The 17,490-nt window shown below is 63.3% G+C and carries 15 protein-coding genes; 9 read left to right on the forward strand and 6 right to left on the reverse strand.

Annotation, left to right across the window (positions count from 1 at the left end; genetic code table 11):
* Positions 1-128: 128 nt before the first annotated feature.
* A complete protein-coding gene (locus tag CV023_RS09380; protein ID WP_230745226.1) occupies positions 129-1,061 on the reverse strand; it encodes a LysR substrate-binding domain-containing protein in 933 nt (310 codons plus the stop codon).
* Between the two features lie 156 nt (positions 1,062-1,217).
* Here CV023_RS09380 and CV023_RS09385 point away from each other — a divergent pair, with 156 nt between their 5' ends.
* From CV023_RS09385 to CV023_RS09405, 5 genes are all read left to right on the forward strand, one after another.
* Complete coding sequence (locus CV023_RS09385) at positions 1,218-1,661, forward strand: RidA family protein (protein WP_230745227.1); 444 nt, start codon at positions 1,218-1,220, stop codon at positions 1,659-1,661.
* Positions 1,658-2,341: a DUF1028 domain-containing protein gene (locus CV023_RS09390; protein ID WP_230745228.1), complete on the forward strand. Its 684-nt coding sequence runs from the start codon at positions 1,658-1,660 to the stop codon at positions 2,339-2,341. The genes CV023_RS09385 and CV023_RS09390 overlap by 4 nt, the downstream gene beginning before the upstream one ends.
* Complete coding sequence (locus CV023_RS09395) at positions 2,338-3,531, forward strand: M20 family metallopeptidase (protein WP_230745229.1); 1,194 nt, start codon at positions 2,338-2,340, stop codon at positions 3,529-3,531. Before CV023_RS09390 ends, CV023_RS09395 begins: the two co-directional genes overlap by 4 nt.
* Before the next feature lie 65 nt (positions 3,532-3,596).
* On the forward strand, positions 3,597-4,967 hold the full coding sequence (locus CV023_RS09400; protein ID WP_230745230.1) for an MFS transporter: 1,371 nt from the start codon (positions 3,597-3,599) through the stop codon (positions 4,965-4,967).
* A gap of 66 nt (positions 4,968-5,033) precedes the next feature.
* The gene (locus CV023_RS09405) at positions 5,034-6,542 is read left to right on the forward strand and encodes an aldehyde dehydrogenase family protein (RefSeq protein WP_230745231.1); all 1,509 of its coding nucleotides are present in this window, start codon (positions 5,034-5,036) and stop codon (positions 6,540-6,542) included.
* Positions 6,543-6,612: 70 nt separating this feature from the next.
* Here CV023_RS09405 and CV023_RS09410 read toward each other — a convergent pair whose 3' ends face one another.
* A complete protein-coding gene (locus tag CV023_RS09410; protein ID WP_230745232.1) occupies positions 6,613-7,173 on the reverse strand; it encodes a hypothetical protein in 561 nt (186 codons plus the stop codon).
* Between the two features lie 106 nt (positions 7,174-7,279).
* Positions 7,280-7,891: a TetR/AcrR family transcriptional regulator gene (locus tag CV023_RS09415; RefSeq protein ID WP_230745233.1), complete on the reverse strand. Its 612-nt coding sequence runs from the start codon at positions 7,889-7,891 to the stop codon at positions 7,280-7,282.
* A 146-nt stretch (positions 7,892-8,037) separates the two neighbouring features.
* On the opposite strand from CV023_RS09415, the gene CV023_RS09420 reads away from it, so the two are divergent.
* From CV023_RS09420 to CV023_RS09430, 3 genes are all read left to right on the forward strand, one after another.
* The gene (locus CV023_RS09420; RefSeq protein WP_230745234.1) at positions 8,038-9,597 is read left to right on the forward strand and encodes an APC family permease; all 1,560 of its coding nucleotides are present in this window, start codon (positions 8,038-8,040) and stop codon (positions 9,595-9,597) included.
* Positions 9,598-9,603: 6 nt separating this feature from the next.
* Positions 9,604-11,568 carry a primary-amine oxidase gene (locus tag CV023_RS09425; protein WP_230745235.1) on the forward strand — a complete coding sequence of 655 codons (1,965 nt, stop codon included), beginning with the start codon at positions 9,604-9,606 and terminating at the stop codon, positions 11,566-11,568.
* Positions 11,569-11,718: 150 nt separating this feature from the next.
* A complete protein-coding gene (locus CV023_RS09430; RefSeq protein ID WP_230745236.1) occupies positions 11,719-12,372 on the forward strand; it encodes a hypothetical protein in 654 nt (217 codons plus the stop codon).
* Positions 12,373-12,457: 85 nt separating this feature from the next.
* On the opposite strand, the gene CV023_RS09435 is transcribed toward CV023_RS09430, so the two are convergent.
* Positions 12,458-12,853, reverse strand: coding sequence for a RidA family protein (locus CV023_RS09435; protein WP_230745237.1), 396 nt, complete (start codon positions 12,851-12,853; stop codon positions 12,458-12,460).
* Positions 12,854-12,981: 128 nt separating this feature from the next.
* Between CV023_RS09435 and CV023_RS09440 the strand changes: the two genes are divergently transcribed.
* Entirely contained in the window at positions 12,982-14,001 is a 1,020-nt protein-coding gene (locus CV023_RS09440; protein ID WP_230745239.1) for a helix-turn-helix transcriptional regulator, read from the forward strand.
* A 190-nt stretch (positions 14,002-14,191) separates the two neighbouring features.
* Here the strand turns inward: CV023_RS09440 and CV023_RS09445 are convergent, their stop codons facing one another.
* Positions 14,192-15,865 carry an amidohydrolase gene (locus CV023_RS09445; RefSeq protein WP_230745240.1) on the reverse strand — a complete coding sequence of 558 codons (1,674 nt, stop codon included), beginning with the start codon at positions 15,863-15,865 and terminating at the stop codon, positions 14,192-14,194.
* A gap of 42 nt (positions 15,866-15,907) precedes the next feature.
* A complete protein-coding gene (locus CV023_RS09450; protein ID WP_230745241.1) occupies positions 15,908-17,407 on the reverse strand; it encodes a peptide MFS transporter in 1,500 nt (499 codons plus the stop codon).
* Positions 17,408-17,490: the final 83 nt, after the last annotated feature.

The raw sequence follows: 17,490 nt of genomic DNA on the forward strand, positions 1-17,490 counted from the left end.
TCCAGCAAACCGCAGACGAGAGTGTCAATGCCAATAGTTGTTGACGGTCAATTGCATCTATTGGATAGATGCAGCCGACAGGAGTCAATCATTTCCGGGTATCTTGATGTTCGGCCGAACAGCCGCCCTCAGGCGGAATCCTCACTCGGGGCCGCCTCGGAGAGGATCTCGCGCATCACCGCGGTCACGGCCTTCGCCTTCGCGGTCCCGGCCGCCTGCCACAGGGCGGAGACGACGAGGTGGAGGCTCGGTGCCGGGTCGGCGATCTCGAGGATCGAGGTCTTCGCCCCGGTGTAGGTCTGCTTGATGTCGGGCCGCTGATTGAGGATCGAGAATCCCAGGCCCATCGCGACCATCGAGCGCACCGTCTCGTAGTTCGAGGAACGGTATTTGACCTTCGGGGTGATGCCGGCGGTGCGCAGAATGGTGAGGAAGTACTCGCGGCTGTCGGGCAGGTCGAGGAGGACGAGCGGGTCCTCGGCGAGCGCTGAGAGCTTCACCTTCTTCTTCCCGGCCAGGCGATGGTTCGTGTCGACGATGACGTGCGGACGCACCTCCCCGACCCTTTGGGTCTGAATGCCGTCGGCGTCGGTGAGGTCGTAGTTGAGTGCGAGCTCCGCCCGCCCGCTGCGCAGCGCGGCCAGGCACTCCTCGTGATCGCCTTCGACGACATCGACCGTGAGCTCCGGGTGCCGTTCGTTGAGCCGCCCGATGAGCTGGGGAAGGATGAAGGGGGCCAGCGTCTTGAAGCAGGCCAGGACGATCGTGCCGCGGACTTCCTTCTGCCCGGCCTGGATCGACTCGACCGCGTCGGTGATGAGCCCGAAGATCTGCCGGGTCTCGTGGAGCAGTCCTTCGCCGGCCGGGGTGAGGACGAGGCCTTTGGAGTGCTGGCGGACGAAGAGCGGAGCGCCGAGAGCCTTCTCCAACTGATTGATCGCCGTGGACACCGCCGACTGCGCAATGTGCAGCTCCTGACTCGCCGTCGTCATGTTCAGAGTCTTCGCGCACTCCGCGAAGTACGAGAGCTGGGTGAGCGTGATCGAGAATCTGTGGACCATGGCGGCCTCTCCGTCCTGGAAATCTATTTATCAGATGGAGCCTCTAGATAATAACTATTTCACAGATACTCCGATGTTTCACAGAATAGAACCACAGACCCGAACGGCGCCACACCCCGTTCGTCACAGACCGATCCGCTCGAAGAGGAGACTCCCGTGGCCGAACCCACGCACACACGTCTGAGAATGTTCAACACCAAAGAGACCTACCCCGAACAGAATCTCGACAACGATCTGTGCCAGGCCGTCGTCGCCGGTGGTGTCGTCTATCTCCGCGGGCAGATCGGCCAGGACCTGGAGACTCGCGAGTCCGTGGGCATCGGTGACGTCACCGCGCAGGCGGAGAAGGCGATGTCGAACATCGCCATGCTCCTCGAAGAAGCGGGCAGTCGGCTCGAGGACATCGTCAAGGTCACCATCTACATCATCGATCCCCGCTACCGCGAGGACGTCTACCGCACCGTGGGCAAATGGCTCAAAGGCGTCTACCCCGTCTCGACCGGCATCGTCGTCCAGGCCCTGGCCCGCCCCGAATGGCTCGTCGAGATCGACGCCACGGCCGTCATCAGCGAACCCGCCCCCGCCGAGGTGGCCAAGTGACCTTCTCCCTCCTCCTCCACGATCCCGACACCGGTGAGTTCGGTGCCGCGATCGCCTCGTCCTCCCCTGCCGTATCCGCCCGATGCCTCAACCTGGCCGACGGAATCGGCGGAGTGAACTCGCAGAACGTCACCGACCCCCGCCTCGGCGGACGGATCCTCGACGAGATGGCAACCGGGAAGCCGGCGCAGCTGGCCCTCGATTCCATCGTCGACCAGGTCGAGTCCGAGATCATCGCCTACCGCCAGATCCTCGTCATCGACGGCGGCGGCAACACCGCTGCCCACTCCGGTGCCGAGGCGCTCGGGATCTTCGGTGCCCGCACTGAGCAGAACGCTGTGGCCGGTGGCAATATGCTCAAGTCGCTCGACGTCCTCGACGCCTTCATCGAGACCGCACTGGAGTCAGAGGGGCGGATCGAACACCGACTCTTCGAGGCCTTCCAAGCGGCCTTCGCCGCCGGCGGAGAGGCCGGACCTGTGCATTCGGCCGGGCTCGCCGTCGTCAGCGACGCCGGCTGGAGGGTCACCGACCTGCGCGTGGACTGGGCCGAGGAGGACCCCATCGGCGAGCTCGGCGAACTCCTCGACATCTGGATGCCCCAGCGCGAGGACTACATCACCCGCGGCCTCAACCCCGTCGCCTCACCGTCCTACGGCGTCCCCGGAGACGACCGATGAGCCAGTCCACCGATGTCGCACGGGCCACGGAACCGAACGCCGATTCGACGACGACCGCGGATCCTTCCCTGAAGGACCGGATCGTCGCTCGCCTCGCCGAGGCGCGCCCTGCCCTCGTGGACCTGTCGAATTCGCTCCACGACGATCCCGAACTCGGGTGGCAGGAGTTCCGCTCCTCCGCCTCGGTGGCCGACGTCTTGGCGGGTCACGGCTTCACCGTCGAACGGCCCTACCTGGGACTCGAGACTGCGTTCCGGGCGAGGTTCGGCACCGGTGACCTCACGATCGGGTTCCTTGCCGAATACGACGCCCTTCCCGGCCTCGGCCATGCCTGCGGGCACAATCTCGTCTCCGCCATGAGCGTCGGCGGGGCCATCGGCCTGGCCGACGTCGCAGACGATCTGGGCATCAGCGTCGAGGTCATCGGCACTCCTGCAGAGGAGGGCGGCGGCGGCAAGATCGAACTGCTCGAACGCGGAGCTTTCACGAACCTCGACTTCGCCCTCATGGCTCACCCCGCTCCTGTCGACGTCGCCGAGGCGAAGCCGTTCGCGGTCACCCATTGGCACGTCGAATATACGGGTCGGGCGGCTCATGCCGCGGCCTATCCGGAGCGCGGAATCAACGCCAACGACGCCTTTCTCGTCGCCCAGGTCGCCCTCGGACTGCTGCGCCAGCAGCTGCCGAAGACCGTGCGCGTCCACGGCGTGATGACCAATGGCGGGGAGGCCCCCAACGCGATTCCGGCGACAACCGAAGGGCGCTGGTATGTCCGCGCCGAGACCACCGAGGAACTCCTCGAGGTGGAGAAGCGGGTCATCGACTGCTTCGAGGCCGGAGCCCTGGCCACGGGTGCGACACTCCAGATCACCCCGGAGAGCAAGCGGTATGCGGAGATGCGCACCGACGAGGACGCACTTGAGTCGTATCGGGCCAATGCCACCGCACTCGGACGGAACTTCGACGTCGACCCAGTCGCGGCCACGATGAACCGCGCCTCGACGGACATGGGCAATGTGTCGCAGATCGTCAACGCCATCCATCCCTATATCGGAGTCGGCGGGGAGGCGAGCAACCATCAGGCCGCCTTCGCCGAATCCTGTGTCGGTCGAGAAGCCGAACGCACACTGCTCGACGGTGCCACGGCACTGGCGTGGACCGCAGCCGACGTCAGCACTCGACGGGCCTGATCCATCCGCAACACCACGACAGAGGGTCCGAGGCTGGACCTGAGGTTCCAAAGGAGGAACTCGATATGACCGGTGCACACCCTGCCGATGCGACTGACCTGGCCTATAAGAAGGGGCTGCAGAAGAGCGTCGCCGCCGGATCCATCGGCGTGCTCGTCCACTGGTTCGACTGGGCCGTCTATGCCTATATGGCGACGACGATCGCAGCGATCTTCTTCCCCGAGGGCGACGAGACCGCCGGATTGCTCGCGACCTTCGCCGTCTTCGCGGTCTCCTTCCTCGTCCGGCCGCTCGGTGCGATCATCTTCGGCCGCCTCGGTGACAAACTCGGACGCAAGGTCACGCTCTCCGTCGTCATCCTCGCGATGGCCGCCTCGACGCTGGTCCTCGGCATCCTGCCGACCTACGAGACGATCGGGATGCTCGCACCGATCCTCCTCGTTCTCACCCGCATCGTCCAGGGCCTGGCCGCCGGCGGTGAGTTCGGCAGCGCGGCAGCATTCCTCGGTGAGTTCTCGCCCCGGAAGCGCCGCGGCTTCGGCTGCAGCTGGCTCGAATTCGGCTCCCTCCTCGGGTTCCTCCTCGCCTCTCTCGTCGTCTTCGTGCTCACGCAGGCACTCAGCCCCGAACAGGTACTCGCCGGGGGCTGGAGGATTCCGTTCCTCATCACCGTGCCGCTCGGCCTCGTCGGCCTCTACATCCGCCGCAAGATCGAGGACACCCCGGAGTTCGAGGCGCTGCAGAAGATGGAGACGGTCTCCGAGTCACCGCTGCGTGAGGTCTTCAAGCGCAACCCGAAGCAGTTCCTCCAGACCTGCGGCATGGAGATCTTCATGAACGTCACGTTCTATGTCGTTCTCGTCTACCTGCTCACCTATCAGGAGACCGAGCTGGGCTTCGACGCCGGCCGGGCCGCCCTGCTCTCGACACTGGCCTCGGCGCTCGGACTCATCATCGTTCCGCTCTCGGGCATCGCCTCGGACAAGTTCGGACGCAAGCCTGTGCTCATGACCGCCGCGATCTCCCTCACGGTGCTCGCCGTCCCGCTGTTCATGCTCATGCAGATCCAGTCCGAGCTGGCCGCGTTCGTCTCGACCTTCGGGCTGGCGTTCATCCTCGCCATCATCCTCGGCACCCACGCCGTGACCGTTGTCGAACTCTTCCCGACGCGGACCCGCCAGACCGGGCTGTCGATCGCCTATGCGCTCACGGCCGCCCTGTTCGCCGGCACCGCGCCCTACGCGCTGACCTGGCTGATCGAGAACACCGGCAGCATGCTCAGCCCCGGCTTCTTCCTCGCCGTGGTCGGCGTCGTCGGCATCATCACCGTGGTCTCGATTCCCGAGACCAAAGGCGTCGACCTCCTCAAGGACGATGATCTCGATACTCCCACGGCCATCTCGGCGCGGACGGCCACCGACCCGGCCGCATCATGAGCGGCGGTCCCCGAGCATCGTCATTTCCGACCATCTGAAGCAACCCACACGAATGGAGCACCACTCATGACCGACACCATCTCAGCACCGACGGCCACCACGACCTGGCATGACAAGGCTGCGAACCTGAGCATCGACGGGCGCCCCGTGATCAACGGCGAGCGTGTGGACGCGCTCTCGGGCCAGACTCAGGCGAAGACGAACCCGGCGAATGGTGAGACGATTTCGCAGCTCCACCTCGGCGGGCAGGACGATGTCGATGCCGCCGTGAAGGCGGCACGCACCGCCTTTGAGTCCGGTGAGTGGTCGCGGGCCTCGGCGACGCATCGTCGTGAGGTGCTGCTGCGGCTGGCCGATCTCATCGAGGCGCGAGCCGACGAGTTCGCTCTTCTCGACACCCTCGACATGGGCAAGCCGATCGGGGAATCCTCGACGATCGATGCCCCCGGATCCGCCGCCCTCTACCGGTTCTACGGTGAGGCGATCGAGAAGACCGCGGACGAAATCCCGGTCACCCCGGCGGGGTCGACGGCCTTGGTCACCCGCGAGCCTCTAGGCGTCATCGGCATCATCGTGCCGTGGAACTACCCGCTCGAGATCGCGACGTGGAAGATCGCTCCGGCCCTGGCTGCGGGCAATGCGCTCGTCGTCAAACCCCCGGTCGAGGCCTCGCACTCGATCCTGCTGTTGGCCGAACTCGCCGCCGAGGCAGGAGTTCCGGCGGGCATCCTCAACGTCGTCCCCGGTCGCGGATCGGTCGTCGGCAAGGCGCTGGGCATGCACATGGACGTCGATATGCTCGGCTTCACCGGATCCACCGAGGTGGCCATGCAGCTCCAGCAGTATGCGGGGTCCTCGAACATGAAGCGTCTGGCCCTGGAGGCCGGCGGGAAGAGTTCGAACATCATCTTCGCCGACTGCGACGACCTCGAGGCGGCGGCGAGCAAGTCGGCATTCGGTGCCTTCTACAACCAGGGCGAGGTGTGCTCGGCGAATTCGCGCATCTTCGTCGAACGCCCCGCCTACGAGAAGTTCCTCGAGCTGTTCACCTCTGCCGCCGATGGCTTCCAGCCCGGTGACCCCTTGGATCCGGACACCGCGATCGGGTCTCTGGTCTCGGAGAAGCACGCCGATCAGGTGTGGGAGTGCGTCGAGGAGGCTCGGGCCGATGGCACCATCGTCAAGGGCGGCAACCGCCCGGAGATCAACGGCTCGAAGGCGTTCATCGACCCGACGATCGTCACCGGCCTGCCCCCCGATCACCGACTCCACCAGCACGAGATCTTCGGACCCGTCGCCCTCGTCACCCCCTTCGACACCGAGGAGGAAGCGATCGAGAAGGCGAACGGAACTCCTTATGGCCTCGCGGCCTCGCTGTGGACCGGCAGCATGTCCCGAGCCCACCGAGTCTCGTCCCGTTTGGTCGCAGGCACGGTCTCTGTCAACACCGTCGATGCGCTGGGCTTTACCACGCCTTTCGGCGGCTTCAAACAGTCCGGATTCGGCCGCGACCTCTCGGTCCATGCCCTGGAGAACTACACGGACTTCAAAACCACCTGGCTGCAGTGGGGGTGAGCATTTCCTCCGCTTCCCGCGCCCGACTTCGGCTGAAAGTGGGAGACGCCCGCACCGGGATCGCTGGCGACTATTCTCCGGCATTCCTGAGGTTGTGAGCTCTCAACGCTTCCGTTTCCGGGTCTCCCAAGCCATGGAAGGCCACTCGAGTCTGCGTGAAGAGCTCCGAGTTGTCATCATCGTCGACTGCCTTGGACGATGTCATCCTGATAACCGCAGGCGCATGAGCAGGCGCCAGCCATAGCTGGAGAAGGATATGGTCTCTTGCCCGATGGTCCGGATCGATCAGCTCGTCGGAAGCCGATTCGTCTCGCCCATAAGTGTGAACGCGCACTCGATAGACCCGTCCGCTCTCGAGCTTCGGTGATCCGACCGCAGGTTCACTGGATCTAACGCAGTCACTGAAGAGTCCGATGAGCTTCACAGGCTCGTCATTAGTCGCCTGTGCGCTCAATTCGACGACATCGTCCCAATGCTCGGCCGGTTTGATGGGACCCCGTTCGATGAGTTCAACACTCACGTCGACAGGCCCGTACATTACCCCGGTGTGAACGGTCAGAGCACCCTCGCTATCGACCGAAACTGTCCCGCCCAACATTGAATCCGCCAGCGACGGTGCGCTCATCGGCATGAGACAGAGTCTCCAATGTTCAGCCTGCGCTCCTTGCCGATGCATGTCGTTCGCCATTTCAGATCATGAGGCATCGAACGCATCGGTCGCGAATACTCATCCGACATCACGGTAGCCGCTTTCCCAGCAGACACCCTGTCATCACCTCGGCGTTGGCAAGGATCAGCCGGAAGATCTCATCGACCTCAAGCGGCGTTCCGCCCATGAAGTGCAGGCCGTAGGCATCCTCCATCGCCACGAGGTTACTTGCCGCCGTCTCGGCCGACAGCGTCATCGTGAATTCGCCTGCCTCCGCTCCTTCGCTGAGCACGTCGACGTAGAGAGAGACCTCGAGCCGATACAGGTCGGCCATCAGCTCGGCATGAAACGTGTCCCGGTAGGCATGGGTGTGCAGCTCGTTGAGCACCTGGAAGTCGATATCGTCTCGCGACGTCGGGATTCCACTGCGGATGGTTCGACGCAGCTTGAGTCGCGGTTGATCGTCGTCGACGCTTGACTGCCTGCGGTTCCAGTAAAAGCGGGAGACGGCATCCTTGTGGACCTCGCGCACCAGGTCGCCGAGGTCTGGGTAGTAGTAGGCAACCGACCCGGCACCCAGCTCGGAGTACGCCGCCACATCGATCGCACGCAGACCGTTGAGGCCCCGCTCGACGATGGCCCGCTTGGCCGCGTGGACCAACTGTTCACGACGCGCCTTCTGATTCTTCGGTCTCGCCATACCCTCATTATCTCCTGAAGTGATTTAGATCAACACTGATCGCTATGCCGAATCCTCCACTTTCCTCTGTTCAACGCCGGTCGTCCGTGCAATTCTTTTGGGTATAGCCCAAAGAATCAAATGGACGCCCACTCACAAGGAGGTGGATGGTGTCTTCACACGAACACACAACCGCTTATGCGGACGAACAGAAACAGCATCTGAAGAAAACTCTCGGACGCTTCGACATCGTGCTCATCGTCATGTCGGCCGTGCTCAGCATCGAAGTCCTCGCCGAGACGGCAGGCTTCGGCGCAGAGACTTTCACGTGGACTCTCGTCCTCGCCGTCTTCTTCCTCGTGCCCTATGCCCTCGTCTTCGCCGAAACCGGCAGCACGTTCGTCGGTGAGGGCGGAGCCTACATCTGGGTCCGGCAGGCCTTCGGTCGTCCCGCCGGTGCGATCGCCTCGATCCTCAGTTGGGTCACCCAGCCCGTGTGGGTCGGGGGCTCCATGGCCTTCCTCGCCACCGGGACGTGGAACCAGTTCATCAGTCCGATCGATGCCGGCTCCGTTGGTGACTGGGTCTTCAAGATCGTCTTCATCTGGATCACCGTGCTCGCGGCGATCGTCTCGCTGTCGAAGGCGAAATGGCTTCCGACTCTCGGCGGTGCCCTCAAGGTCATCTTCATCGCGTTCTTCCTCGTCACCACGATCATCTACGCGTTCGAACACGGAGTGCAGCCGCTGCATCTCTCTGACTTCAGTCCCACGTTCGGTGGCTTCCTCGGCCTCGTTCCCCTGCTGCTCTTCTCCTACCTCGGCTTCGAGGCCTCGAACAGCGCCTCCGACGAGATGAAGAACCCGAAGAAGGACATCCCCGCAGCGATCGCACGCTCGGGCTTCATCTCGGCACTGTGCTACCTCCTGCCGGTCCTCGCCATGCTCCTCGTGCTGCCGCAGGAGACCATCACCGGAATCGGCGGACTCCTCGATGCGGTCAAGACCGTGTTCGCCGTCTACGGTCCGGCTGCCGACGTCATGGTTGTCCTCGCGGCACTGATGTTCGTCATCATCCTCGCCTCACAGGGCGCCGCCTGGATGATCATGAGCGATCGCATGCAGGCTCTGACCGCGGCCGACGGGGCGTTCTTCGGCGGATTCTTCGGCAAGATCTCCCGCGGCCTCGGCACTCCGGTCAACGTCAACCTGCTCTCGGGCACCGTGGCCACCGTCTTCCTCATCGCGGCCATGCAGCTCAGCGGTGACGCCGGTGCACTCTTCGGAGTCGTTCTCTCGATCTCCATCTCGACATTCCTGCTCAGCTACCTGCTCATCATCCCGGCGGCGATCAAGCTGCGGTGGAAGAATCCGGACATCGAGCGTCCTTTCCGCGTACCGGTCGGCAATGTCGGCTTCACCATCCTCGGCGGAATCGCCTTCCTCTGGGTGCTCCTCGGGTCCTGGGTCGCAATCTTCCCGGGAACACTTGAGAGACTCTTCGGACTGGAGTACAACTTCCTCGACGAGTGGGGCGTCGACCAGGGACCGTTCACCGCGCTTACCCTCGGCACCCTCATCGTCCTTGCCGCCCTCGCGATCGTCGGGTACGTCCGCGGCGCGAAGATCCGCGCATATCGTCCCGCCCTCGACCCCGAGACCCTGCAGGCCGGTCTCGACGTCAATCTCGAAGACAACGACAATCTCAGAACTCAGGAAGGTGTCTGACCAATCATGACCACGACTACAACGACCGGTACGGTCTCCTCGACCACCTCTCACCCGCTCGACCGTCTGACCGGCGAAGAGATCGAACTCAATCGCGCCATCATCGTCGACGCCGGCCACGTCAGCGAGCACACGCTGTTCGCTCTCGTCAGCCTCGTCGAACCCGATAAACGTGACGTGATCGCCGGAGCCACGGGGCTCGACCGTCGTGTCCGCTCCCTGCTCATCGAACGCGGCAGCGGTGAGCAGACCGAGGTCCTCGTGTCCCTGACCGAGCGCAGGGTTCTCCTGGCCCGCGTCCTCGACGTCGCCAACGAGGGCCAAGCCCCGATCACGATGACCGAGTATGAGTCGGCCGAGCAGCTGATCCGCAACGACGCCACCTTCCGTGCCGCAGTCGAGGCTCGCGGCATCACCGACATCGAGACGGTGCGCATCTGCGCGCTGTCCGCCGGTCGCTTCGACATTCCCGGCGAGGAGGGCCGCCGCCTCGTGCGCGGTTCTTCGTTCATCCAGTCGGACCCGCAGGACAACGCCTGGGCGCACCCGCTCGAAGGACTCGTCGCCTATCTCGATCTCAACACCGGCGAGGTCATCGACGTCGTCGACACCGACATCGTCCCGGTGCCCCAGGAACGCTTCGACTATCACCTCGATTCGTGGCTGCCCGAACCTCGCACCACGCAGAAGCCGATCGAGATCTCACAGCCCGAAGGCGTGAGCTTCTCCCTCGACGGCGACGTGCTGACGTGGGAGAAGTGGCAGGTCCGCCTCGGCTTCGATCCGGTCGAAGGCCTGGTCCTCCACCAGATCGGCTTCGATGACAACGGACAGCAGCGCCCCATCGTCTACCGCGCCTCGGTGGCCGAGATGGTCGTTCCATACGGCGACCCGAGCCCCGTCCGTTTCTGGCAGAACTACTTCGACGCCGGCGAATACTCGATGGGCAAGAGCGCGAACTCGCTCGAACTCGGCTGCGACTGCCTCGGCGCGATTCAGTACTCCGACGCCGTGCTCGCCGACGAGCAGGGTCACGCACGCACGATCAAGAACGCTATCTGCATCCACGAAGAGGATGCGGGCATCCTGTTCAAGCACACCGATGAGTTCACCGGGGCCGTCGATGTGCGCCGCAATCGCCGCATCGTCATCTCCTTCTTCATCACCGTCGGCAACTATGACTACGGCTTCTACTGGTACCTCTACCTCGACGGCACGATCGAACTCGAGTGCAAGGCCACCGGCATCGTCTACACCGCGGCCTACGGTGACGAAGCTCAGCGTCAGCGCTGGTCCTCACCGCTCGGCGACGAGGGGCTGGGCATGCCCTTCCACCAGCACATGTTCTGCGCGCGCCTGGATATGCAGGTCGACGGCATCGAGAATGCGGTCGACGAGCAGGAGGTCGTCCGCGTTCCCTTCGGTGACGACAACCCGTATGGCAATGCGTTCACCCGCAAGCAGACCCGCCTCACCGAGGAAGGCGGCAGGCTCGCCAATGGCGAGGCTGGGCGAGTCTGGCACATCGTCAACCCGGAGAAGCAGAACCGTCATGGGTTCCCTGTCGGATACCAGCTGCACATGCCCGACGAGCCGACGATGATGGCTGCCGAGGGCTCGTCGATCTCGAAGCGAGCAGGCTTCGGGTCGAAGCACGTGTGGCTGACTCAGTTCGACGAGAACGAGCGCTTCCCCTCGGGCACTTATCCGAACCAGAACGCGGGCCAGGGCACCATCACCCAGTGGGTACAGCAGCAGCGCCCGGTCGACGGTGACGACATCGTCATCTGGCCCTCGTTCGCGATGACTCACTTCCCGCGCCCCGAGGACTGGCCGATCATGCCCGTCGACCGCCTCGGATTCTCGATGAAGCCCTATGGCTTCTTCGACCAGAATCCCGCACTCGACGTGCCGCGGCCCCAGTCGGGCCATTGCGCCTCAGAGGGCGGCAGCTCCTGCGAATGCGGCTGAGCACTCAGGCTAGGGCGGTGTTCGGACACAATGGCTCGAACACCGTCCTTTCCCGTACTCTCACTCCTACCAGGTCGTCTGTTCGAAGGCGTGGATGACCGAAGCCCAAAGGAGGGCGAACTCCGCATGAGTCCCATCGCATCCATCCTCATGGTCGCCGCCGCGGTGCCCTGCGTAATCGGCTCCATCACATCGCGGAGTCGACTGTCGATCACTGCGTCGACAGTGATGCTGTTGGCCATGGTCGACTTGGCATTCGTGAGTCTTCTTCCGCCGGTCCTCTGGTCGGGGCTGCTTCTCCTCACCGGATTGTGCCTAGCAATGAGGCTCGGGTCGAGATTGAAGGCGCAGGCGGAGGAACAGTCGATGGCCGCCCTGCCCGACAAGGTTCTCGTCAGCGCCAACGCTGCTCACTCCCTCGCAGACAGCCCCATGGACGGCTCCTCCGAATCGTCGTCCTTGGAGCGCCCGACCGAGTGGCAGAAGGCCCGCCCGTTCCCTCGGCTCGGAAGAACGTCCGCGATCCTCTCCACGGCTGCCTATCCGATCATGGCGTGGCAGGTTCTCAATCACGGGGCGCATCATGCCGCCGGCTCGGCCGCAGGCGCGCATTCCGCCCATCAGCACCATGGGAGCGCTTTCGACGGCTCGTTCGTCAGCGGCGTCATCACCCTGAGTGTCATCGGCGTCTCGCTGCTGCTCATTCTCTGCGCGGTTCAGGCACTCGCGCGCAAGCGCCCGGGCCTGATGCTTGAGTCGCTTGGCATGGCCACGATGGTCACCGTCATGCAGTTCATGCATTGACCCAATCTCGAACTCCAACCTCGCCGAAGTGGTCCGACAAACGATATCGTCGGACCACCTCGGCGTTCGTCGAACCACTGCCCAATCAGTCCACCGCAGTTCCTTCGAGCTCAACCACCTGGCCGGGAACCGCGAGCCGAGTCACGCCGAGCATTGTCGTGGTCGGAGCGACTCCGGCGGCGCCCAGACGACCCGAGAGCACACCATAGTGTGGAAAGAGCGCATCCACATCGGTGGTGTAGACATTGACCCGCACGAGATTGGGCAACGACATGGCGGCTTCGTTCAGTACCGCTTCAAGGTTGTCCACAGCCAGGGCGAGCTGTGCGGCGATATCACCCTCGTGCTCGGGCCTGCCATCAACGCTCATCGCCGTCTGTCCCGATATGTACAGCGTTCTTGTGCTGCCGGTGACGAGCTCTCCTTGGTTGAAGCCCATCTCCTGCGACCATGTCACCGGGTTCACTGCTGTGCGTTCCATTGCTGCTCCGCTCGATCTCTGATGAAGCGCTCCGGCGACTCGACAGTCACCATCCCCAACGCCTTCAAGTGACAGACTTCCAATGAAACACGACATCTCATGTCGTGATTTCTGGTAATACTGAAGCCATGCGTGCTGATCGGTTGGTCTCGATGGTGCTGCTGCTGCGCCAGCGAGGTCGGATGACGGCGCACCAACTGGCTCAGGAGCTGGAAATCTCCGTTCGCACGGTGCTGCGCGACATCGACGCTCTGTCCACCGCAGGGGTTCCCGTCTACGCCGACCGGGGACGGCACGGGGGCTACTCTCTGCTCCCCGGGTTTCGCGCGGAACTGACTGGGTTGAGTCATCAGGAAGCGCTCGCTCTGCTCACCGCCGGTTCCGGACGGGCGGAGAAAGCCTTCGGGCTCAGTTCCGAATTGGCCTCGGCAATGCGCAAGGTTGTCGATGCCCTGCCTGAGAGTAATCGTGCGACCCTGAACGACGCAGCCGCTCGCTTCCTGTTTGAACCCGAATCGGACCTGCTCTCGCGATCCACCGCCAGGGAAAACCTACCGGAGAAGGTGATGGCCGGGGTCCGGCAGGCAGTCCTCTCGGGACACAGACTCCGCTTTAAATACGAGGCACCGGACAAAGCAGCTCGCTGGCACACGGTCGATCCGATCGGTCTCGTCACCGTCCGTGAACGCACTTACCTGCTGGCCACGAAGTCCGGGGCCGATCGTACTTACAGATTGTCACGCATGCTGGAGGCAGAGGAACTGCCCGAACCAGCGGATCGACCAGACCAGGTCGACCTTGATCGTATCTGGAACGAACGGTGTACCCGGTTCTTGTCTGAGGGTCACATCTCGGTGACACTGAGGATCGATCCCAATCGACGTGGTGACCTGTTGACCAACGTGCGCGCGGTCCTTGCGGAGATGCCTGAGCCCGACGGATGGATCCGTTTTGAAGTGACCTTCGAGGATCTCCGACATGCACAGTGGGCGCTTTGGCAGATGGATACCGCCGCCGAGGCACTCAGCCCCGAAGAGCTGCGCAGTTCACTTCGCGAGCGTGCCGAGCGATTGCTCCGCCACTACAGCGACTCACCGACTACGAAGCAACAAGACGAATGTGCAATGCAGCTAAACGGACGGCAATGATGTCGATGTCGAGCTCGGTCGAGTGGTGTTCGCGTCCGATGTGGCCGTCGACCGCCCTGCCGAAAGCTTGCGGTGCTTTCGTCGTCACCTTAGCCGTACGTTCGCGGGAAAGCCTCGTTTCCAGACTAGTCGCCGGAGGATTGGATCGGTCGACGAGCACCTTTAACTCGCCGCCGGCCTAAACGGTGACTCAGCCCCGCGAATACACAACCTCTCCCGCCGACACCGTCGTCTCCACTAGGACGTCGCCCAGGTCCCCCACCGCAACCTCGAACGGATCCCGGTCGAGGATCGCAAAGTCTGCTGACTTGCCGATTTCAATACTTCCCGAAACATCGTCATACCCATTGGCATAGGCGGCATCGAGCGTGTAGGCACGCAGTGCTTGCCCGACGGTGATCTTCTCCTCGCCGAGCAGCGGCTCGTGCTGCGCAATTTCGTCCTGCCCGTGAGGATCATTGTGCGGGGCCGTCCGGTTCACCGCAACGTGCATGCCCCAGATCGGGTCAGGGCTCGAAACAGGCCAATCACTGCCGAAAGAGAGCCGGACGCCCGCGTCACGCATCGAGGCGAAGATGAAATGGTGCGACTGCTGATCTTCGTGCAACAGCGGGAGTTTGGTGTCGACCAGGACGGAGTCACGACGAGCCCACAGCGGCTGCACATTAGCGATGATTCCAGCCTCAGCCATCCGAGCCAGCTCGGCCGGATCGGCGATGTCGAGATGGGCCACCTGATGGCGGCGCTCCGACGACGGGCCGCCGTTCTGAGTGAGGGCGTCGACGGCAAGCTTGAGCGCGTTGTCACCCACGGCATGGATGTGGATGTCGAAATCGTTGGCTTCAAGCCCGCTGACGATCTCGTTGAGCTCCTCGGCCTTGAACATGAGCAGTCCATGTTCATGATCGTGACCGCGGTAGGAGCGTTTGAGCGCACCGGTGAGATTCTCGCAGACCCCGTCGAGCATGATCTTGACGACCGTGGACTGCAGACCACCTCGACGTCGGTCACTGTCGAGGCCTTGGATCGCGGCCCGCCGTTCCTTGATGGTCTCGATCTGCTGGGCATAGGGCACCGTGCGATCCCACCACAGGGCGGCCGTGACCTTGCTGGCGAATCCGCCGTCCTCGGCGATCGAAACGTACGGGTGGAAGCTGTCGACCGGTGACCCGGTGAGGACACCGACCCCGGCATCCTGCCAGCCGACGATGCCCAGCGAATGGAAGTACTCCTGTGAGTTGCGCAGCGCCCGTTCCACATCCGCCGAGGTGCTCGCCGGGAACAGTCCCGTCACCAGTTCCGCCGCCGCTTCGAAGAGCAGTCCGGTCGGGTTGCCTTCAACATCTTTGACGATGCGTCCGCCATCGGGGTCCGGGGTGTCGCGGGTGATCCCGGCGACCTCGAGGGCGCGGGTGTTGACCCAGGTGCCGTGGGCGTCATGGCTGGTGATCGAGACAGGACGGTCGCTGACGACGGAGTCGAGGTCACGGCGATGAGGGAAACCATCGGTGAAGACGTCGCCGTACCAGCCGGATCCGAGCACCCAGTCATCGTCTGAATGCTCGGCAGCGTACTTCGCTATGCGGTCAAGGTAGGGCTCGTAGCCGTGGATGTCGTCGAGGTTGCACTCGACCAAGCCCAGCCCGCCGAGGACGGGGTGGGCGTGCGCGTCATGGAATCCGGGAATGAGGGTGCGACCTGATAGCTCGACCACCTCGGTGCTGGAGCCGGTCACCTCTTCACAATCGGCCTTCCCCACCGCGACGATCGCTCCCCCGTGGACGGCCACAGCCTCCGTCGTCGGCGTCGTGGGATCAAGGGTGTGGATGGTTCCGCCTCGGTAGACGCGGTCGGCAATCGGCATGAGGTCACTCCTTGGTGGTAGGACGGTCAAATGGTTGGAGCGTCAGGCAACGCCGAGGCGGCGCAGCGGGCCGCGCATTCCGTAGAGGAAGCCGGCGGTGAGCACACTGATCACAGTCATGAAGGTGAAGAACCCGACCTCACTCGTTGAAGAGTACAACTGGCCCATGAAGCCGGAGAGGCTTGCGCCGGCAGCGGTGGTCAGTCCCCACAGGGCCATCATCTGGGAGTTGAAGGCGACTGGGGACAGCTGAGAGGCCACGGACAGGCCGATCGGTGCATACATCACCTCGGTGATTCCCATGACGATCATGCCGATGATGACTGCAATGAGAGGGACACGGCCGGTGAAGACCAGCGACAAGACCGCGAAGAGTCCGAAGGTCAGCGTCATTAGGACGAAGCCGAGGGCGAGTTTCGAGACCGTGCTAGGTACCTTGCGGTTGGGTCGGGTAGCGAGCTTCTGTCCGTACGCTGCGATGATCGGTCCGGCGATGATACCGGCAATGACTTCGAACGTGCTGATGTAGGCGGCAGGCATCGAATAGCTGCCGATGTTCAGATTGACGCGGGTATCAGCGTAGATGGCGAAGGTGGTGAAGAGCTGGAGAATCATGGTCCAGAAGATGGCGCCGGTGATGAAGAGCGGGATGAAACCCTTGACCTTTGTCCGCTCGTCGGCGGTGACCTTCTTCGAACGGAACATGACGATGAAGTAGAGGACGGAGACGACGAGGATTGTCCCGAGCACATAGTTGTTGAGGTTGCCGGTCGACATGATCCCGGTGCTCACCAGGACGGCGATGACTGCGAGCAACGCGATGCCGAAACCTGCGGCCTTCCATGTGTCGGCCGAGCTGATCGGGTTCGGCACGATTGTCGACTCGACGGGAACCGTTTTGCGGCCGAGGAAGTAGGTGATGAGTCCGATGGCCATGCCGACGGCAGCAGCCCCGAACCCGTAGTGGAATCCGAGTTCGACCTGCAGATACCCAGTGGCCAGCGGTCCGAAGAGCGCACCGATGAGGATGCCGGTGTAGAAGATCGCGTACCCGGAATCTCGCCGAGGTAACTGTTCCTTGTAGAGTCGACCGACCATGGCGTGGGTGTTGGGTGTCAATGCGCCCGTGCCGATCGTGATGAGTGCGAGTCCGGTGAGCAGCCCCGGGAGTCCCGGGATCGCTGCCAGACTGATGTGGCCCGACATGATGATGACGCCGCCGACCATGACCATGGTCCGTGCCGGGACCAGTCGGTCGGCGAACCAGGCTCCGACGGGTTGGCCGAGGTAGACGGCACCGCCGTAGGCACCGGCGATAGCCAGTGCTTCGGTCTCGGACAACCCGAGTCCTCCGTCGCCTGCGGAATAGTAGATGTAATAGGCGAGGATGACCTGGAGGCCGTAGAAGCTGAAGCGCTCCCACATCTCGATCGAGGAGAGGGTGAAGAGCCCGAGGGGTTGTCTCTGTTTTGGTGGTGTGGGTCGCTCTGTATCGTGATTTTCGGCAGCGCCAGCGGCACCGGCGATCTGGGATTTGGACATGACTTCCTCGGCATGTTGGGTGCTCTGACGAGCAGTTTTACGCCAGGAGGCCCGGTCCCATCTTTGGTGAAGGATGGCTTCTG

The sequence above is a fragment of the Brevibacterium sp. CCUG 69071 genome (assembly GCF_021023135.1).
Classification (GTDB): Bacteria; Actinomycetota; Actinomycetes; order Actinomycetales; family Brevibacteriaceae; genus Brevibacterium.

Bases quoted from the DNA above. Each gene is read 5' to 3' on its own strand.
- CV023_RS09380 (WP_230745226.1), bottom strand. From the start codon at position 1,061: ATGGTCCACAGATTCTCGATCACGCTCACCCAGCTCTCGTACTTCGCG.
- CV023_RS09395 (WP_230745229.1), top strand. From the start codon at position 2,338: ATGAGCCAGTCCACCGATGTCGCACGGGCCACGGAACCGAACGCCGAT.
- CV023_RS09400 (WP_230745230.1), top strand. From the start codon at position 3,597: ATGACCGGTGCACACCCTGCCGATGCGACTGACCTGGCCTATAAGAAG.
- CV023_RS09405 (WP_230745231.1), top strand. From the start codon at position 5,034: ATGACCGACACCATCTCAGCACCGACGGCCACCACGACCTGGCATGAC.
- CV023_RS09410 (WP_230745232.1), bottom strand. From the start codon at position 7,173: ATGCCGATGAGCGCACCGTCGCTGGCGGATTCAATGTTGGGCGGGACA.
- CV023_RS09415 (WP_230745233.1), bottom strand. From the start codon at position 7,891: ATGGCGAGACCGAAGAATCAGAAGGCGCGTCGTGAACAGTTGGTCCAC.
- CV023_RS09420 (WP_230745234.1), top strand. From the start codon at position 8,038: ATGGTGTCTTCACACGAACACACAACCGCTTATGCGGACGAACAGAAA.
- CV023_RS09425 (WP_230745235.1), top strand. From the start codon at position 9,604: ATGACCACGACTACAACGACCGGTACGGTCTCCTCGACCACCTCTCAC.
- CV023_RS09430 (WP_230745236.1), top strand. From the start codon at position 11,719: ATGGTCGCCGCCGCGGTGCCCTGCGTAATCGGCTCCATCACATCGCGG.
- CV023_RS09435 (WP_230745237.1), bottom strand. From the start codon at position 12,853: ATGGAACGCACAGCAGTGAACCCGGTGACATGGTCGCAGGAGATGGGC.
- CV023_RS09440 (WP_230745239.1), top strand. From the start codon at position 12,982: ATGCGTGCTGATCGGTTGGTCTCGATGGTGCTGCTGCTGCGCCAGCGA.
- CV023_RS09445 (WP_230745240.1), bottom strand. From the start codon at position 15,865: ATGCCGATTGCCGACCGCGTCTACCGAGGCGGAACCATCCACACCCTT.
- CV023_RS09450 (WP_230745241.1), bottom strand. From the start codon at position 17,407: ATGTCCAAATCCCAGATCGCCGGTGCCGCTGGCGCTGCCGAAAATCAC.